Here is a 16,542-nt window from a genome sequence, read left to right as displayed (position 1 = left end):
GTCCGGCCGTCTCCGGCGGCCCGCCCGCGTCCGGGCGGGCGCCCGCCGCCCGCCTGACAAGCACCGTACTCGCACGCGCGGGCATCGCGAATCAGCCGCTGGGAGGAGGTGCGGCCGTGTCCGGACGCCCGCGCCCCGCGGGTCCCCTGCCGCAGCCGCCGGACCGGGGACCTACGACCATGTGCCGAGCCCCCGCCGGGCCCGCGCCCGATGCCCCTGACGTGCCCGGACGCCTAGCGTCCCGGGGTATGAACACCGCACCGACCACCAGAGCCCCCCGAGGGCTCGGCCGGCCCCTCGCCCGCGGCCTCGCCCGGGACGGCCGGACCCTCGTCGCCGGCGCGCGGGACGCCGCCGGCCCGCGCGCCGCCGGGGCGGGCGCCCGATGACGACCGCCCTGCACCCCGACGGCGCCGAGGCGCGGGACGAACCGCGCGTGCTCGGCCCCGGCTACCGCGGGCCCACGTTCGGGATCGTCTTCGTCGTCACCCTGCTGGCGTTCGAGTCCATGGCCGTCACGACCGTCATGCCCGCCGTCGCCGCCGACCTGCACGGCCTCGGCCTGTACGCGTGGGGGTTCAGCGCCACGCTGATCGCCGGGCTGCTGTCCACGGTCCTCGCGGGCGGCTGGATCGACCGGTCCGGCCCGATGCGCCCGTTCCTCATCGGCCTGGGCACGTTCGTCGCCGGGCTCGCCGTCGCGGGCGCCGCGCCCGCCATGTGGGTGTTCGTCGCCGGACGCGCCGTCCAGGGCATCGGCACCGGACTGGCGATGGTCGCGATGTACGTCGTGGTCGCCCGCATCTATCCCGAATCGCTGCGGGCCCGCGTGTTCGCGGCCGAGTCGGCGGCGTGGGTGCTGCCCGCGCTGGTCGGCCCCGCCGTCGGCGGCGTCCTCGCCGAGCACGTCGGCTGGCGGTGGGTGTTCCTCGGGCTCATCCCCCTGGTGGTCCCGCCGACCCTGCTGCTCGTCCGCGCCCTGCGCGGCACCGAGCCCCCCGAACGGGCCCCCGGCGCGTCCGTCCCCGGCGGCCGGGCCGTCGCGGCCGTCGCCGTCGCCGTCGGCGCCGCCGTCTTCCTCTACGGCCTCGACGCGCCCGGCTGGGCGATCGTCCCCGCCGTCGCCGCCGGGCTCGCCGGGCTCGCGTTCGGGCTGCCGCGCCTGCTGCCCGCCGGGACGTTCCGGATGCGCCGCGGCCTGCCGAGCATCATCCTCACCCGCGGGCTGCTGTCCGGCGCGTTCATGGGCACCGACGTCTTCATCCCGCTCGCCCTCACGTCCCTGCACGGCTTCGGCCCCGCCGAGGCCGGGATCGTCCTCACCGTGGCCGCGCTCGGCTGGTCCGCGGCGTCCCAGTACCAGGGGCGCTCGAAGCGCTCCCGCGCGTTCTTCGTGCGGCTCGGCGCCGTGTGCGTCACCGCCGGGATCGCCGCCGTCACCGTCGCGCTCCGGCTCGGCGGCTGGGCCGCCGCCCCCGCCTGGCTCATCGGCGGCGCCGGGATGGGCCTCGCGGTCGGCAGCCTCAGCGTCCTGCTGCTCGCCGGCTCCAGCGAGGAGGAGCAGGGCGTGAACTCCTCCGCGCTGCAGATCGGCGACATGCTCGGCACCTCCGTCGTCGTCGGGACCGCGGGCGCCCTCGTCGCCGCGTTCGGCCCCGACCGCCTCGAACTCGGCCTCACCGCCGCCGGGACCGCGCTCGCCGCCGTCGCCGCCCTCGGCATCGCCGCCGCGCTCCGCCTGGAGGCCCGGACATGACCACCGTCCCCGAGACGGCCGACTTCGCCGTGCCCCCCGGCCTCGAAGCCCGCGAGCCGCCCGAGGCGCGCGGCCGGCCCCGCGACGGCGTCCGCCTCCTCGTCGGCCGCCGCGCCACCGGCGAGGTGTCCCACCACGCCTTCCGCGACCTGCCCGGCCTCCTGCGCCCCGGCGACCTCCTCGTCGTCAACACCGCCGCGACGCTGCCCGCCGCCGTCCGCCTCGACCGCATCGGCGTCCACTTCTCCACCCCCGTCCCGGACGCCGCCGACCGCCTCTGGCTCGTCGAGCTGCGCCGCCTCACCGGCACGACGACCCGCCCCTACCCGGGCGGGTCGCCCGGCGAGTGGATCCCGCTGCCCGGCGGCGCCACCCTCACCCTCGTCGACCGCCGCACCGACCGCCTCTGGCGCGCCCGCCTCGACACCGACGTCGTCCCGTACCTGCGCCGCCACGGCACGCCCGTCCGCTACGGGGCCGTCCCTCACGACCAGCCCATCGCCGCCTACCAGACCGTGTTCGCGCACGACCCGTCGTCCGGCGGCGCCGCGATGCCCGGCGCCGCCCGGCCCTTCACCGCCGACCTCGTCACGCGCCTGGTGTCCCGCGGCGTCCTGCTCGCCCCGATCACCCTGCACGCCGGCGCCGCGCTCGTCCGGCACGTCCGGGCCGAGGGCGGACGGGTCATCGCGGTCGGCACCACGGCCGTCCGGGCGCTCGAGACGGCCGCCGCGTCCGGGCGCGTCGAGGCGTCCGAAGGATGGACCGACCGCGTCGTCACCCCCGAATCGGGCGTCCGCGCGGTGGACGGGCTCCTCACCGGCCTGCACGGGCCCCGCTCGCCCCACCTGGCGGCGCTCGCCGCCATCGCAGGTCACAGCCTCGTGAACAGCGTGTACCGGGCCGCGCTCGACGAGCGTTACCTGTTCCGCGAGTTCGGCGATTCCCACCTGCTCCTGCCCTGACCCGTCTCACATGGCGGACGTCACACCCGGGTGCGGCGCCGCGAGCCGGTAGCGTGGACCCCAGCATGGACGGGTCAGCCGAGCGCACGCTGCTCATCACACTCACCGGACGCGACCGCCCCGGCGTGACGTCGCGCCTGTTCCGGACGCTGTCGGACTTCCCGATCACCGTCGTCGACGTCGAGCAGGTCGTGATCCGCGGCCGGCTCGTCCTCGGCGTGCTGGTCGCCTACACCGCCGACGCCGACATGGGCGGCGTGTGGAACGCCGCCGAACGCGTCGCGAGCGACCTCGACATGGAGGTCGAACTCTCCACGGGCCGCGACTCGCGCACCCCGAAGCGGCGCGGACGCCTGCACGTCACCGTCCTCGGCGCGCCCCTCACCCCCGCCGCGATGGCCGGGATCGCGGGCCGCATCTCCGCGCACGGCGCCAACATCGACCGCATGGAGCGCCTCGCGAGCACCCCGGTCACCTGCATCGAGATGGACGTCTCCGGCGCCGACCCCGACGCCCTGCGCGCCGGTCTCGCCGCCGAGGCCGCCGAGCGCCAGGTCGACGTCGCCGTCCAGCCCGGCGGGCTGTCCCGGCGCGCCAAGCGGCTCATCGTCATGGACGTCGACTCGACCCTCATCCAGGGCGAGGTCATCGAGCTGCTCGCCGAGCACGCCGGCTGCCTCACCGAGGTCGCCAAGGTCACCGAGGCCGCCATGCGCGGCGAACTCGACTTCGAGGGCTCCCTCCGCGAGCGCGTCGCGCTCCTCGCCGGACTGGACGCCGCCGCCATCGACGACGTCCGCGACCGGCTCAAGCTCGCCGCCGGCGCCCGCACCATGGTCCGCACCCTCAAGCGCCTCGACTACAAGTTCGCGATCGTCAGCGGCGGGTTCACCCAGGTCACCGACGCCCTCGTCGACGACCTCGGGATCGACTACTCGGCCGCGAACACCCTCGAGATCGAGAACGGCAAGCTCACCGGCCGCGTCGTCGGCCCCGTCATCGACCGCCCCGGCAAGGCCGCCGCCCTCGAGCGCTTCGCCCGCGAGGCCGGCGTGCCCGTCGCCCAGACCGTCGCGATCGGCGACGGCGCCAACGACCTCGACATGCTCCAGGCCGCGGGCCTCGGCATCGCCTACAACGCCAAGCCCGTCGTCCGCGAGGCCGCCGACACCGCCGTCAACGTCCCCTACCTGGACACGATCGTCTTCCTCCTCGGCATCTCCCGCGAGGAAGTCGAAGCCGCCGACGCGGCGGATTCCCTGTAACCCGTTCCCTGTAACCCGTTCCCTGTAACCCGTTCCCTGTAACCCGTTCCCTGTAACCCGCGGCGGCCGAAACCGGGGTGTTCCGGGTCACCGCGGGCCTCTGCGCGGAATGAAACCGGGCGGAGTCGCCGTTCACCGTTCGTACCGTTGATCACCAGGGTAGGCCGGTGGTGCGGGCGGTGATCTTGGAGGGCAACGGTGTGGGAGCGTGCGCGCGAAGCGTACGCGCAGGCTGAGGGGAGTGCGGCGCCCTGGTACGGGGTCGCGGCCGCGCTCGCCGTCGCCGTGCCGCTGCTCGCGGGCGCGCTCACCGGGCACGCCGCGCAGGGCTCGATGGTCGCGCTCGGCGCGTACCTGGTCGCCCTGCGGACCCCCGAAGGCCCGTACGGCGCGCGCGCACGCGATCTGGGGCTCGCCGTCGTCGTGGTGGCCGTCGGCTCGACCGTCGGGGGGTTCCTCGCCGGGAACACGTGGCTCGCCGTCGCGATCGTCCCGCCGCTGATCGCGCTCGGCGTCGCGGTGCCGCGCATCGGGCCGACCGCCGGGCTCGCCGTGCTGCTCGCCGCGATCCGGCCGCGGCAGCCGGACGTCGTCCTGGACGTCGGGCTGCTCGAACTCATCGGCGGCGCGTTCACCACCGCGCTGCTGCTCGCGCCATGGCCCGCACGGCGGCTCCGTCCGCTGAACACCGCGCTGAGCGACGCCGCCGACGCGGTCGCCGAAGCCCTCGACGCCGTCGCCGAGCACGTCGACGCGCCCGACCCCGCCCCGCTGGACGCCGTCGAGCTGACGAACCCGGACCTGCTGGCCGTCACCCGGCTCCCCGACTGGGAGCAGCGGCGCCGGGCCGCGTCCGAGTCGCTCACCGCCGCCCGCACCACGTTCGGCCTGTACCGGTCCGACCGGGGGCGGGAGGACCCCACGCGGCCGGAGCGGCTCATCGACGCGCTCGCCCGCGTCCTGCACGAGACCGTCACGCTCCAGGCCGTCGTGGAGGCCGCCCGCAACTACCCGCCGGACCGCGAGTGGAAGATGGAGGCGCAGACCGCGATCTCCGCGCTCGCCGCCCGGCTGCGACTGCTCGCGGGCGCGATCGCGACGTCCGGGGAGGCGCCGCTCGGCGGGGAGGAGTCCGCGGCCGTCCGCCGGATGGGCCGCGCCGCCGAAGGCGTCCGCCGCGCCGGCCTCGCGGGCGAGGAGGACCTCGTCGCGGTCGCGCTCATCGGGCAGGTGCGCCGCTCGATCGACCGCATCGCCGGCGAGGTCGCGTCCGCGCGGCGCCTCACCGCGGGCGGGCTGCGGCTCGGGTTCGGGCCGCCCCGCATCCCCGAAGCGAACCCGCTGAGCGCGTGGGAGCGGATCCGCAACGCGGTCGCCACCCGGTCGCCGCGGTTCCGCCAGGTGTCCCGCGTCTTCCTGACGGCCGTCCTGTCGATGGCGCTCGCCGCCGCGCTCGGCCTGTCGCACGGCCACTGGATGACGCTGACCGCGATGCTCAGCCTCCGCGCCACCTACGGCGAGACGGTCGAGCGGCTCGTCCAGCGGGTCGGCGGGACGGCCGCGGGGTCGATCGTCGCGGCGGTGCTGCTGACCCTCGCGCCCGGCCAGCTCACGATCGCGCTGATCGTCATGGTGTTCGCGTTCGCCGGGTTCGCGATGCGCTCCGTCAACTTCGCGTACTGGGCGCTGTTCGGCACCCCGCTCGCGATGATGCTGCTCTACTTCTCCGTCCCGTCCGACTGGCGCACCGCGGGGGAGCGCGTCGCCCTCACCGTCGCCGGGACCCTGCTCGCCTACCTCGCCGTCCGGCTGCTGTGGCCCGCCGGGCACCTCGAACGGCTCCCCGTGCAGCTCGGCCGGCTCACCGACACGCACGCCGCGCTCGTCCGGTCCACGGCGGACGTCCTGGCGGGCGAGCACGTGCGGCTGCCGCACGACGTGATCGTCACCGCGGAGCGGGCCGCGGAGGCCGTCGCGGAGACCCGCGACCGGCTGGAGCAGGAGCGGGTGCCGGACGCCGAGCTGATCGCGCGGCTCCGCACCGCCGTGCGCGCCGCGCACCGCGTCCGCGACCACCTCATCGCGGTGTCGCGGATGTCGCGCGAGGAGGCCGTCGACACCGGCCCGATCCCCGAGATCCTCGACCGGATCGCCGACGAGCTCGAGGAGGCCGGGGCGGTGCTCGAGGACCCGCCGGACCAGCGGGACGAAGGGGACGCCGCGTCCGTCGAGGAGCTCCGCGAGCAGCTCGCCGACCTCGACGACCACCTCTCGACGATCACCCGGCGGCGGCGCGCGGAGATCAAATCGGGCATCGGGCGGGACGAGTTCACGCCGCTGCGGCACGCGCTGCTGCAGGTGTCGGGCACCCGCTACGCGATCCGGTCGCTGCGCCGCGACGCCGGGCGGGTCATCGAGGCGTCGTTCGCCGCGACCGGCCGCCGCTGACGCCCGTCCGTCCCGCTCAGTCCTTCGGCGTGCGCACGGTGCCGAGCGTGCCCGCGCCCGCCCGGACGTCCGTCCAGCTCCCCGGCAGGTCGATGACCGCGAGCGCGCACGTCGGGAACGCGTCCGGCGACTCCCCGGCGAGGTCGTGGACGAACAGGTGGACGGACGGGTTGTGCCCCACCAGCAGGACCGTCGCGGCGTCCTCGGGGGCTTCCCGCACGAGGTCGAGCAGCGTCCCGGGGTCGTTGCCGTAGATGCGCGCCTCGAACGACGTCTCGGCATCGTCGAACGCCAGGAGCTCCAGGGTCTCGCGTGTGCGCGCGGCCGTGGAGCAGAGGACGTACCCGGGGACGAGTCCGCGCGCGCGCAGCCAATCGCCGGTGGCCGCGGCGTCGCGGCGTCCCCGGTCGGCGAGCGTGCGGTCGATGTCGGCCTTGTCCAGCCCGGACTCGGCCTTGGCGTGCCGGAGCACGATCAGGGTCGGCATGCCCGCACCCTACGGCAGGCGCCCGCGCCAGGGAGGCGCGTCACGGGCCGCGCGTCGGGGGCGCGCCTCAGGGGGCGCGTGTCAGGGAGCAACGAGGGCGGCGAGCGCCCACAGCACCGCCATGATGCCGAGCATCCCGGCGAGCACAAGGGCGAACCCCTTGGGCCCTGACATCGTCGACTTCCCGCCGGCCACCACGCCTCCCGGTCTCCTCACATGCGCCCGGACCGCCGGGCCGCATCCACGTCCAGCGTACGACCGGTCGCCCGTGCTCCCGACACCACCCGCACGGGAGGGGGCCGGCCCGGCGACCGGCCCCCTCCCGCCGCGCGGTCACGCCTTGTTGACCTGCGACTCCTCGCCCTCCGCGCGCGGAGCGGCCTCGACCGGCGGCTCCGCGGGCACCGGCTCATCGAGGGCCTCGGCGCCGCCGCCGCCGCCGACGGACGGCCCGGGGCCCGCGGCGGCCGGTTCGGCGATCGGGTCGACCCGCCGCTTGGAGACCACGATCGCGGCGACCACGACGAGGACCGCCCCGATCGTCACGCCGACGCGCAGCGGGACGTTGCCCGCGTACGTCACGACCGCGTCCGCGATCAGCAGGGCCACCAGGTTCATCACCTTGATCAGCGGGTTGATGGCGGGGCCCGCGGTGTCCTTGAACGGGTCGCCGACGGTGTCGCCGATCACCGTCGCCTCGTGCGCCTCGCCGCCCTTGCCGCCGAGCTCGCCCTCCTCGACCAGCTTCTTCGCGTTGTCCCAGGCGCCGCCCGAGTTCGCGAGGAACACCGCCATCAGCACCCCGGCCGCGATCGCGCCGCCCAGGAACGCGCCCAGCGGCGCGTACCCGAGCGCGAACCCGACCGCGATCGGCGTCATGATCGCCAGTAGGCCCGGGGTGGCCAGCTCCCGCTGCGCGTCCCGCGTGCAGATGTCCACGACGCGGTCGTAGTCGGGCTTCTCGCTGAAGTCCATGATGCCGGGCTTGGTGCGGAACTGGTCGCGCACCTCGACGACCACCCGCCCCGCCGCCCGTCCGACCGCCATGATCGCGAGGCCGGAGAACAGGAACACCACCGCGGCACCGATGATCAGCCCGATCAGGACGTTCGGGCTGTCGATCGACAGGCTGAACGCCTGGAAGTCGCCGAGCGCGTCCCGGGCGTCCCGCGACGCGTCGTCCAGCGCCGACACCACCGTCTCCCGGTACGACCCGAACAGCGCCGTCGCCGCCAGCACCGCCGTCGCGATCGCGATGCCCTTCGTGATCGCCTTCGTGGTGTTGCCGACCGCGTCGAGCCGCTCCAGCACGCCCGCCGCCTCACCCTGGACGTCCCCGGACATCTCCGCGATGCCCTGCGCGTTGTCCGACACCGGGCCGAACGTGTCCATCGAGACGATCACGCCGACCGTCGTCAGCAGGCCCGTCCCGGCCATCGCGACCGCGAACAGCGCGACCGTCGTGTTGCCGAAGCCGAGCAGGAACGCCCCGTAGACCGCGCCGCCGATCACCAGCGCCGTGTAGACCGCCGACTCCAGCCCCAGCGAGATCCCCGACAGGATCACCGTCGCCGGGCCCGTCCGCGCGCTGCCCGTCACCTCCTTGACGGGCTTGCGGTGCGTCTCCGTGAAGTACCCGGTCAGCAGCTGGATCGCGCTGGCCAGCACGATCCCGATGAGGACGGCGCCGAGCGCGATCCAGCGCGGGTCGGCGTCCATCGCCGCGATATCGGTGTTCGTGACGCCGTCCAGCTCGGCGAACGACCCCGGCAGGTACGTGAACGCGGCGATCGCGACCAGCACCGCCGAGATCAGCGCGGAGATGAAGAAGCCCCGGTTGATCGCCGTCATCCCGGACCGGTCGCCCGCCCGCGGCGCCACCGCGAAGATGCCGATCACCGCCGTGACCACCCCGATCATCGGGACGAGCAGCGGGAACACCAGCCCCTGCGTGCCGAACGCCGTCGTCCCGAGGATCAGCGCCGCCACCAGCATCACCGCGTACGACTCGAACAGGTCGGCCGCCATGCCCGCGCAGTCCCCGACGTTGTCGCCGACGTTGTCCGCGATCGTCGCCGCGTTGCGCGGGTCGTCCTCGGGGATGCCCTGCTCGACCTTCCCCACCAGGTCGGCGCCGACGTCGGCGGCCTTGGTGAAGATCCCGCCGCCGACCCGCATGAACATCGCCAGCAGCGCCGCGCCGAACCCGAACCCCTCCAGCACCCGCGGCGCGTCGCCCTGGTAGGCGAGCACGACGACGGCCGCGCCGAACAGCCCGAGCCCGACGGTGAACATCCCGGCGACGCCGCCCGTCCGGAAGGCGATCCGCATCGCCGTCCGCTCGCCGCCCTCCTCCCGCGCGGCCGCCGCCACCCGCACGTTGCCGCGCACCGCGAGCCACATGCCGGTGAACCCGGTGACGGCCGAGAACAGCGCCCCGATGACGAAGAACACCGACCGGCCGATGCGCTCGCCCGCCCCGTCCGCGGGCAGGAGCAGCAGCACCAGCGGGATCAGCACCACGAACACCGCGACCGTGCGGAACTGGCGTTTCAGGTAGGCGCCCGCGCCCACCTGCACCGCCTTCGCGATGTCCTGCATCTTCTCGGTGCCCTGGCCCGCGGCCAGCACATCGCGTACCAGTCCCGCGGCGACGGCCAGTGCCAGCAGCGCGATCACCGCGACGACGACGACCAGGGACAGGTCGCCGCCGCCGAGATCCACTTCAGCGCCGGCCGGGCTTGACACGGAAAGCCCAGACATCCGTCCTCCTCGACAGGGGCGTTGCGATCTCGACCGTCAAAGTCGATCTTTACCGCTTACCCCGCAAGTCGTGATTTCGAACGCCTCTCGCGGCAACGCGCGTGCCGCGAGTCTACGCACGCGACTTCTGATCAAGAAGGGCACAGGAGGCTTAACGAAAGCGTCATCATCGTGCAATGGAATTTACGCTCGAATTTGACCTTCACCGGAAATCCCGCCACATCTCCGCAGGTCAACCCGGGCAAGGGTCCTCTTACTCCAAAGCAACCTTGACACCGGACATCCGACACACCCCGCACACGAACCACTCGCGCCACCCAGTTCAGGGCGAACGACAACCCCGTTTAACAGCAGCCCGCAATGGCCGGCGATTCGCGATCTTCCGGTAAGACGATCTCATATCAAGATCCCCGAGCGGTACCCCGCACCCGCATTACCGAGACCGCCGCGGCCCCGCCCGTCCGCCGGGCGCTCGGGCCGCGCATGGCGAAGGCCCCGCCGGGGCGGGGCCTTCGGGATGCCGGGGGCGCTCAGACGATCGCTTCGGCCTCCGCCGGCCAGCTCATCCGGATCTGGACGCCCTTCGGCGTCGCGGAGATGTCGACGTCTTCGGCGAGCCCGGCGATGACGGCCAGTCCCAGCTCCGCCGCGCCCTCCCCGAAGCCGTACTCGAGGTCGTCCGCGTCCGGCGCCGATGGCAGCCCGCCCGGATCGTCCCCGGGCACCGTGTCGCTCACCGTGACCTCGAAGCGCCGGTCCCCGCCGGTCAGTTCCAGCCGGATCGGCTCGTCCGGGCAGTGCCGGACGTGCGCCTCCACGGCCCGCGAGAACGCCTCGCCGACCGCGAGCCTCACCTCGTCCAGGATGTCCTCGCCGACCCCGTTGAGGCGCGCCACGGAGGTCACGATCAACCGGACGGTCCGGACGTGGACGGGCCGCGCGTTGATGGACAGTTCAACGGTCTCCACAGCCGCTTCGCCTACTTGGCGCCCTTGCGCTTTTCCTCGGCGTCGGCGATCGAGTCGTGGATGCCGAAGACCTTGGTCAGCCCCGTGATCCGGAAGATCTTGAGGATGCGCTCCTGGGTGCACACCAGTTCCAGGGAGCCGTCGTGCGCGCGCACCCGCTTCAGCCCGCCGACCAGGACGCCGAGGCCCGTCGAGTCGAGGAACTCGACCTTCTCCATGTCCACGAGCAGGTGGAACTTCCCCTTGTTGACCAGATCGATGAGCTTCTCGCGAAGCTTCGGCGCCGTGTAGACGTCGATCTCGCCCTCCACGTTGATGACGGTGAGGCCATCGTCGGTGGTGTAGTCGTTCACCTTCAGGTCCACAGATCCTCCAGCACCGTGCAGCACAATCCGGTCCCGACATCCCCGGCCGGGGGCCGGTCATGCGGGACATCGCCGTGATTCAACCACGCTCCGGCACGGCGTACGCACGTTATCGCCCACTCGGGCGAAAGTCAGCGCCTCCCGTCTGACCTGCTGATCCGCTGCGAGGGCAGGGGGGATCGGCCACCGGCGCCGGGGCGTTCCCGTTGTTTTGCCCAGGCTGGCAAACTGAAAACCTGATGGGCGCGCACAGATCTCCCCTGGACCGGCTGCTGGCCGACCCCACGCGCCGGGACCGCATCACGCACGTCGAGCGCGTCCCCGCACGTGAGGGCCGCCGCACGCCCTGGCCGTCCTGGGCTCCGCCGCTCCTCGTGGAGCGCCTCGCGGCCGCGGGCGTCGACGCCCCCTGGGAGCACCAGGCCGCCGCCGCCGAGCACGCGCGCGCCGGACGGTCTGTGATCATCGCCACAGGGACGGCGTCCGGGAAATCCCTGGCCTACCTGCTGCCCTCCGTCGCCGCGATCTACGACGACGACCGCGAGGGCACCACCCTCTACCTCTCGCCCACCAAGGCCCTCGCCGCCGACCAGCTCCGCTCCCTGCGCGCCCTGCGGCTCACCCGCGTCCGCGCCGCCGCCTACGACGGCGACACCCCCCGCGAGGACCGCACCTGGGTCCGGCAGCACGCCAACTACGTGCTGACGAACCCCGACATGCTGCACCGGTCGATCCTGCCGTCCCACTCCCGCTGGTCGTCGTTCCTGCGCCGCCTCCGCTATGTCGTCGTCGACGAGGCCCACGGCTACCGCGGCGTCTTCGGCTCGCACGTCGCGCAGATCCTCCGCCGCCTCCGCCGCGTCTGCGCCCGCTACCACGCGTCCCCCACGTTCGTCCTCGCGTCCGCCACCACGTCCGACCCCGCCACCACCGCGTCCCGCCTCACCGGACTGGACGTCGTCGCCGTGCAGGACGACGCGTCCCCCCGCGGCCCCGCGACGTTCGCGCTCTGGGAGCCGCCGCTCACCGACCTGCGCGGCGAGCGCGGCGCCCCCGTCCGCCGCACCGCCACCGCCGAGACCGGCGACCTCCTCGCCGACCTCGTCGTCGAGGGCGTGCAGACCCTCGCGTTCGTCCGCTCCCGCCGCGGCGCCGAATCCGTCGCCCTCGGCGCCAAACGCGCCCTCGCCGACGTGTCCCCCGACCTCCCCGACCGGGTCGCCGCCTACCGCGCCGGATACCTCCCCGAGGAGCGGCGCGCCCTCGAAGCCGCCCTCCGCTCCCGCGACCTCGTCGGCCTCGCCAGCACCAACGCGCTCGAACTCGGCGTGGACGTCTCCGGGCTCGACGCCGTCGTCGTGTGCGGCTGGCCCGGCACCCGCGCGTCCCTCTGGCAGCAGGCCGGACGCGCGGGCCGCTCCGGCCAGGCGTCCCTGTCGATCCTCGTCGCCCGCGACGACCCCCTGGACACGTTCCTCGTGCACCACCCCGAGGCGATCTTCGGCACCCCCGTCGAGGCGACCGTCCTCGACCCCGACAACCCGTACGTCCTCGAACCCCACCTCTGCTCCGCCGCCGCCGAACTCCCCCTCACCGAGGCCGACGCCGAACTGTTCGGCCCCGCCACCGCCGACCTCCTCCCCGACCTCGTCCGCCGCGGGTTCCTCCGCCGCCGCCCCGCCGGCTGGTACTGGACGCGCCGCGACAAGGCCGTCGAACTCGCCGACATCCGCGGCGCCGGCGGCGCGCCCGTCCAGGTCGTCGAGGCGTCCACGGGGCGCCTCCTCGGCACGGTCGACGAGGCGTCCGCGCACACGACCGTCCACGACGGCGCCGTCTACGTGCACCAGGGCGAGTCCTTCATCGTCCGGACCCTCGACCTCGACGACTCCGTCGCCCTCGTCGAACCCGCGGAACCCGACTACTCCACCACCGCGCGGGACGTCACCGACATCGGCATCGTCGAGCGGCTCCGCTCGTCCGCGTGGGGCGAGGCGACCCTCAACTTCGGCACCGTCGACGTCACCCGGCAGGTCGTCGCGTACCAGATGCGCCGCCTGCAGACCGGCGAGATGCTCGGCGAGAAGCCCCTCGACCTGCCCCCGCGCACCCTCCGCACCCGCGCCGTCTGGTGGACGCTGTCGGAGGAGCAGACCGCTCACCTCGACCTCGACCTCCCCGGCTCCGCGCACGCCGCCGAGCACGCGTCCATCGGCCTCCTGCCGCTGTTCGCCACCTGCGACCGCTGGGACATCGGCGGCGTCTCCACCGCCCTGCACCCCGACACCGGCCTGCTCACCGTGTTCGTCTACGACGGCCACGAGGGCGGCGCCGGCTTCGCCGAGCGCGGCTATGCCGACGCCGCGTCCTGGCTCCGCGCCACCCGCGACGCGATCGACTCGTGCGAGTGCTCCACCGGCTGCCCGTCCTGCATCCAGTCCCCGAAGTGCGGCAACGGCAACGACCCCCTCGACAAGGAAGGCGCCCTCGTCCTCCTGGACGCCCTCCTGAAAGCCGCACCCTGACCCGGAAGACCCGACCGTGCTAGCGGTAGCCGCTCAGCCCGTCCGCCAGTTCCTCCTCGTCTCCGTCGCGGACGGCGGCGAGGGCCTGCTGGAGGGCGAAGGTCGCACGGATCGCGGCGACCCGTGAGGCGAGCCCCTCCTCGCTCCCGGGGGCGAGCAGCCGTCGCAGGAGGTCGTCCCCGTGCCCGGCGGCGAGCGCCGCGAGGTCCTCGGCGGGGTCGCCGAGCGCGACGTCGTCCCAGTCGAGCACTCCGGCGAGGCGCGGCAGTCCGGCCCGCCACTCCCACAGGACGTTCTCCGCACCGAGATCGCCGTGCACCACCGCCCGTCCGTCCTGCGGCATCCCGTCGAGCGCCCCGAGTTCCCGTTCGGCCCGCCTGCGCCCGTCGTCCGACATGAACCCGAACAGCTCCGCGCGCACGCCGTCCCCGAACCGGCGCCACCGGTCGTCCGGCTCCCGAGGCAGCGCCGCGCGCACCTTCGCGTCGGCACCGGCGCGGCGCAGCCCGGCTAGCAGCGCGGCGTACTGCGCCGCAACGGCATCGGCCGCGCGCGGGTCGCGCAGCGCGGCACCGTCCAGCGGTTCCCCGGGGATGCGGTCGAGCACGAGGAACGGCACCCCGTCGGCGCCGCCTTCGAGCAGCGGCTCAGGTGTGCGAAAGCCCAGGTCGAGCCCGCCGAGCGTGCGGAGCCCCGCCGCCCGCGCCGGCAGCCGCGCCGCTGCCGCCCGCGTACGCGGCAGGCACACCACGCGAGCCGAGCCGACGACAACGTGGTGGAACTGCCCCCGGCGCACGGCGAGAGCCTCAAGCTCATCCTCAGGCAGCAGCCTGCGCAGCAAAGCGCGATGCGCGACCCGAACGTCCACGGCAACGCCCCCCCAGCACACACAGGCCGGCATGCCCAGCAGAACGACGCGCGACCCGAATACTCACGGCAACGCCCGCTCTCCAGCACACAGGCCGGCCGCCCGACAGAACGACGTGCGGAGCGACGCGCGACCCCGGATACTCACGGCAACGCCCGCCCTCCAGCACACACAGGCCGGCCGCCCGACAGAACGACGTGCGGAGCGACGCGCGACCCGAATACTCACGGCAACGCCCGCCCTCCAGCACACACAGGCCGGCCGCCCGACAGAACGACGTGCGGAGCGACGCGCGACCCCGGATACTCACGGCAACGCCCGCCCTCAAGGGACGCACAGGTCGGCCGCCCGGCGGTACGGCCTACGGGGCGACGCGCTGGGCCGGGATGGACGGCTCGTCGCCCATGCCGCGCCGGGCCTGCGCCAGCGCCTGCTGGAGCTTCCGCCGCTCCATCTCGAGGGTCTGCAGGGACTCCTCGTGCTCGTCCCGGAGGTCCCGCAGTTCCCTGCGCATCTCGATCGCGTGCTTGAACCCGAACGCCGCCACCATCACACCGGCCATGAACACCACGGCGACCACGGCACCGGCCATGAACACGTGCCATTCCTCGGTCACTCCGGGCACCGAGTCACCGAACGCCGTGAGCCCGGCCTCGCCCGTGTTGTCCAGCATCACCGCCACCGCCGCGAGCACGGCGGCCAGCACCAGGACCAGCCCCAGGAAGATCATGCGGGAGGTTCTCCTCTCCGGGAGTCCGACTGGCACCGCAGCCTAGACCGCGGACATTTCGGTCGCCACCCCTGCCGATCACTTGCGCCGCGAGCGCGCCACCTTCACCTCGACGCCCGCCGGACGGCGCCGCCCCTTGACGTCGCCGCCCTTGCGGGCGGGCGCACGCCGGGCCCCGGGCCGGGCCGGCATCGTGGCCGTCGCCCCCGGCGCGGCGGGCGCCTTCGCGGCGGAACCCTTCGCGGAGTCGGCCTTGGCGGCGGGCGCCTTCGCCGGTGCGGCCTTGGCGGAGCCGGGCTTGGCCGTCTTCGGCTTCGCAGGACCGGTCTTCGCGACGGCCTCGGCGCGCGCGATCTGCTCCCGCGCCTTGGCGACCCGCTTGCGCCCGGTGCCGGCCCGCGCGATCCGCGCCGCCGTCCCGCGGGCGCTCGTCGCGGCGGACGCGACGCGCAGGCTCCGCGTCCACGTGCCCAGGTGCGCCGCGACGACCAGGAGCACCAGCGCGATGCCGATGCTCTGGCCCCACTGCAACCGGTCGGTGGACGCGATGTTCTGCGCGACCGGCGCGTCGCCCGCGATCTCCGGCGCCGGGTAGACCAGGCCCGGGGTCGCGCCGTCGGGCTGGACGGACGGCAGCGTGATCGGCGACTGCTCGTTGAACGGCGTCAGCGGGGTCGTGGCGCTCGGCACCGATCCGGTGGCCGGCAGCGACGTCGATCCGCCACCGGCGGACGGGACGTTCGCCGCGGCGACGACGTCGCTCGCGCTCGCGGCCTCCGAGTACACCGAGCCGCCCGCGCCGTCCGACCGCTTGGCGCGGACCTCGACGGCGAAGGTGCCGTTCTCCTGGGTCAGCGGCAGGCTCGCGGAGCACTGGCCGCCGCTGCAGAAGGTGCCCACCGATCCGGCCGCGGGCTTCACGCCCGACCCGCTGAGCGTGTAGCCCTCCAGGTCGGCTTCGGAGCCCATGCCCCACTTCACGACGAGCTTGCCGCCGGACACGCCCGCGGACACCCCCGAGGGCGTCGCCGGGGGCACCTTCACGGTGAAGTTGCTGGCCGCGAGCTCGCCGGTCCAGTGGGTGAGGTAGACCTTGTAAGCCCCGTTGTGCGCGATCGGGAACGTCCCGGAGAGCTCACCCGCCGCGAGCGAGTGCTCGTCCAGCAGCTTGTCCCCGACGCCGGGGCCGCTCACCCGCAGCTCGACCTTCGCCAGCTTGAGGTCGGCGTTCGCCTCGGCGGTGATCTCGGTTCCGCTCGTGATGACGGCGCCGTCCTTGGGGGCGACCACCACCGACTCGGCGGAGGCGGGCGGCGCGGCGATGACCGGGATGCTCATCGCAAGAGGGGTCGCAAGCGCGATCGCACCGATCCTGCGAATGATGGTCACGGCGTCAATCCCT

General features: G+C 74.2%; 13 protein-coding genes. 6 read left to right on the top strand and 7 right to left on the bottom strand.

Annotated elements, in window-relative coordinates; translation table 11 throughout:
* The first annotated feature begins 248 nt into the window (after positions 1–248).
* The 5 genes from DMH08_RS40000 (at position 249) to DMH08_RS06695 (ending at position 6,434) form a co-directional block, all read left to right on the top strand.
* Positions 249–389, top strand: coding sequence for a hypothetical protein (locus DMH08_RS40000; protein WP_158642260.1), 141 nt, complete (start codon positions 249–251; stop codon positions 387–389).
* The gene (locus DMH08_RS06710; RefSeq protein WP_125612386.1) at positions 386–1,756 is read left to right on the top strand and encodes an MFS transporter; all 1,371 of its coding nucleotides are present in this window, start codon (positions 386–388) and stop codon (positions 1,754–1,756) included. Before DMH08_RS40000 ends, DMH08_RS06710 begins: the two co-directional genes overlap by 4 nt.
* Positions 1,753–2,721 carry an S-adenosylmethionine:tRNA ribosyltransferase-isomerase gene (locus DMH08_RS06705; RefSeq protein ID WP_125612384.1) on the top strand — a complete coding sequence of 323 codons (969 nt, stop codon included), beginning with the start codon at positions 1,753–1,755 and terminating at the stop codon, positions 2,719–2,721. Before DMH08_RS06710 ends, DMH08_RS06705 begins: the two co-directional genes overlap by 4 nt.
* A gap of 65 nt (positions 2,722–2,786) precedes the next feature.
* Entirely contained in the window at positions 2,787–3,986 is a 1,200-nt protein-coding gene (gene serB / locus DMH08_RS06700; protein ID WP_026402933.1) for a phosphoserine phosphatase SerB, read from the top strand.
* A gap of 198 nt (positions 3,987–4,184) precedes the next feature.
* On the top strand, positions 4,185–6,434 hold the full coding sequence (locus DMH08_RS06695) for an FUSC family protein (RefSeq protein ID WP_125612382.1): 2,250 nt from the start codon (positions 4,185–4,187) through the stop codon (positions 6,432–6,434).
* Positions 6,435–6,450: 16 nt separating this feature from the next.
* Here the strand turns inward: DMH08_RS06695 and DMH08_RS06690 are convergent, their stop codons facing one another.
* The 4 genes from DMH08_RS06690 to DMH08_RS06675 all read right to left on the bottom strand — a co-directional run bounded on the left by DMH08_RS06690 (position 6,451) and on the right by DMH08_RS06675 (position 11,017).
* The gene (locus DMH08_RS06690; RefSeq protein WP_026402935.1) at positions 6,451–6,921 is read right to left on the bottom strand and encodes a SixA phosphatase family protein; all 471 of its coding nucleotides are present in this window, start codon (positions 6,919–6,921) and stop codon (positions 6,451–6,453) included.
* A 333-nt stretch (positions 6,922–7,254) separates the two neighbouring features.
* Positions 7,255–9,684 carry a sodium-translocating pyrophosphatase gene (locus tag DMH08_RS06685; RefSeq protein WP_233617443.1) on the bottom strand — a complete coding sequence of 810 codons (2,430 nt, stop codon included), beginning with the start codon at positions 9,682–9,684 and terminating at the stop codon, positions 7,255–7,257.
* 530 nt (positions 9,685–10,214) lie between these two features.
* Entirely contained in the window at positions 10,215–10,652 is a 438-nt protein-coding gene (locus tag DMH08_RS06680) for an ATP-binding protein (protein WP_026402936.1), read from the bottom strand.
* A gap of 11 nt (positions 10,653–10,663) precedes the next feature.
* Positions 10,664–11,017, bottom strand: a complete 354-nt coding sequence (locus tag DMH08_RS06675; protein ID WP_026402937.1) for an STAS domain-containing protein — start codon at positions 11,015–11,017, stop codon at positions 10,664–10,666.
* 239 nt (positions 11,018–11,256) lie between these two features.
* Between DMH08_RS06675 and DMH08_RS06670 the strand changes: the two genes are divergently transcribed.
* Complete coding sequence (locus DMH08_RS06670; protein WP_125612380.1) at positions 11,257–13,542, top strand: DEAD/DEAH box helicase; 2,286 nt, start codon at positions 11,257–11,259, stop codon at positions 13,540–13,542.
* Positions 13,543–13,561: 19 nt separating this feature from the next.
* Here DMH08_RS06670 and DMH08_RS06665 read toward each other — a convergent pair whose 3' ends face one another.
* From DMH08_RS06665 to DMH08_RS06655, 3 genes are all read right to left on the bottom strand, one after another.
* A complete protein-coding gene (locus DMH08_RS06665; protein ID WP_199747648.1) occupies positions 13,562–14,410 on the bottom strand; it encodes a phosphotransferase in 849 nt (282 codons plus the stop codon).
* 361 nt (positions 14,411–14,771) lie between these two features.
* On the bottom strand, positions 14,772–15,140 hold the full coding sequence (locus DMH08_RS06660; protein WP_125612376.1) for a hypothetical protein: 369 nt from the start codon (positions 15,138–15,140) through the stop codon (positions 14,772–14,774).
* Between the two features lie 78 nt (positions 15,141–15,218).
* On the bottom strand, positions 15,219–16,478 hold the full coding sequence (locus tag DMH08_RS06655) for a hypothetical protein (RefSeq protein WP_026402941.1): 1,260 nt from the start codon (positions 16,476–16,478) through the stop codon (positions 15,219–15,221).
* Between the last annotated feature and the right edge of the window lie 64 nt (positions 16,479–16,542).

It is taken from the genome of Actinomadura sp. WAC 06369, from assembly GCF_003947565.1.
GTDB classification, from domain to species: Bacteria; Actinomycetota; Actinomycetes; order Streptosporangiales; family Streptosporangiaceae; genus Spirillospora; species Spirillospora rifamycini.
Note: the sequence above shows the minus strand (reverse complement) of the source record. Positions and strands in the feature narration are given on the sequence as shown.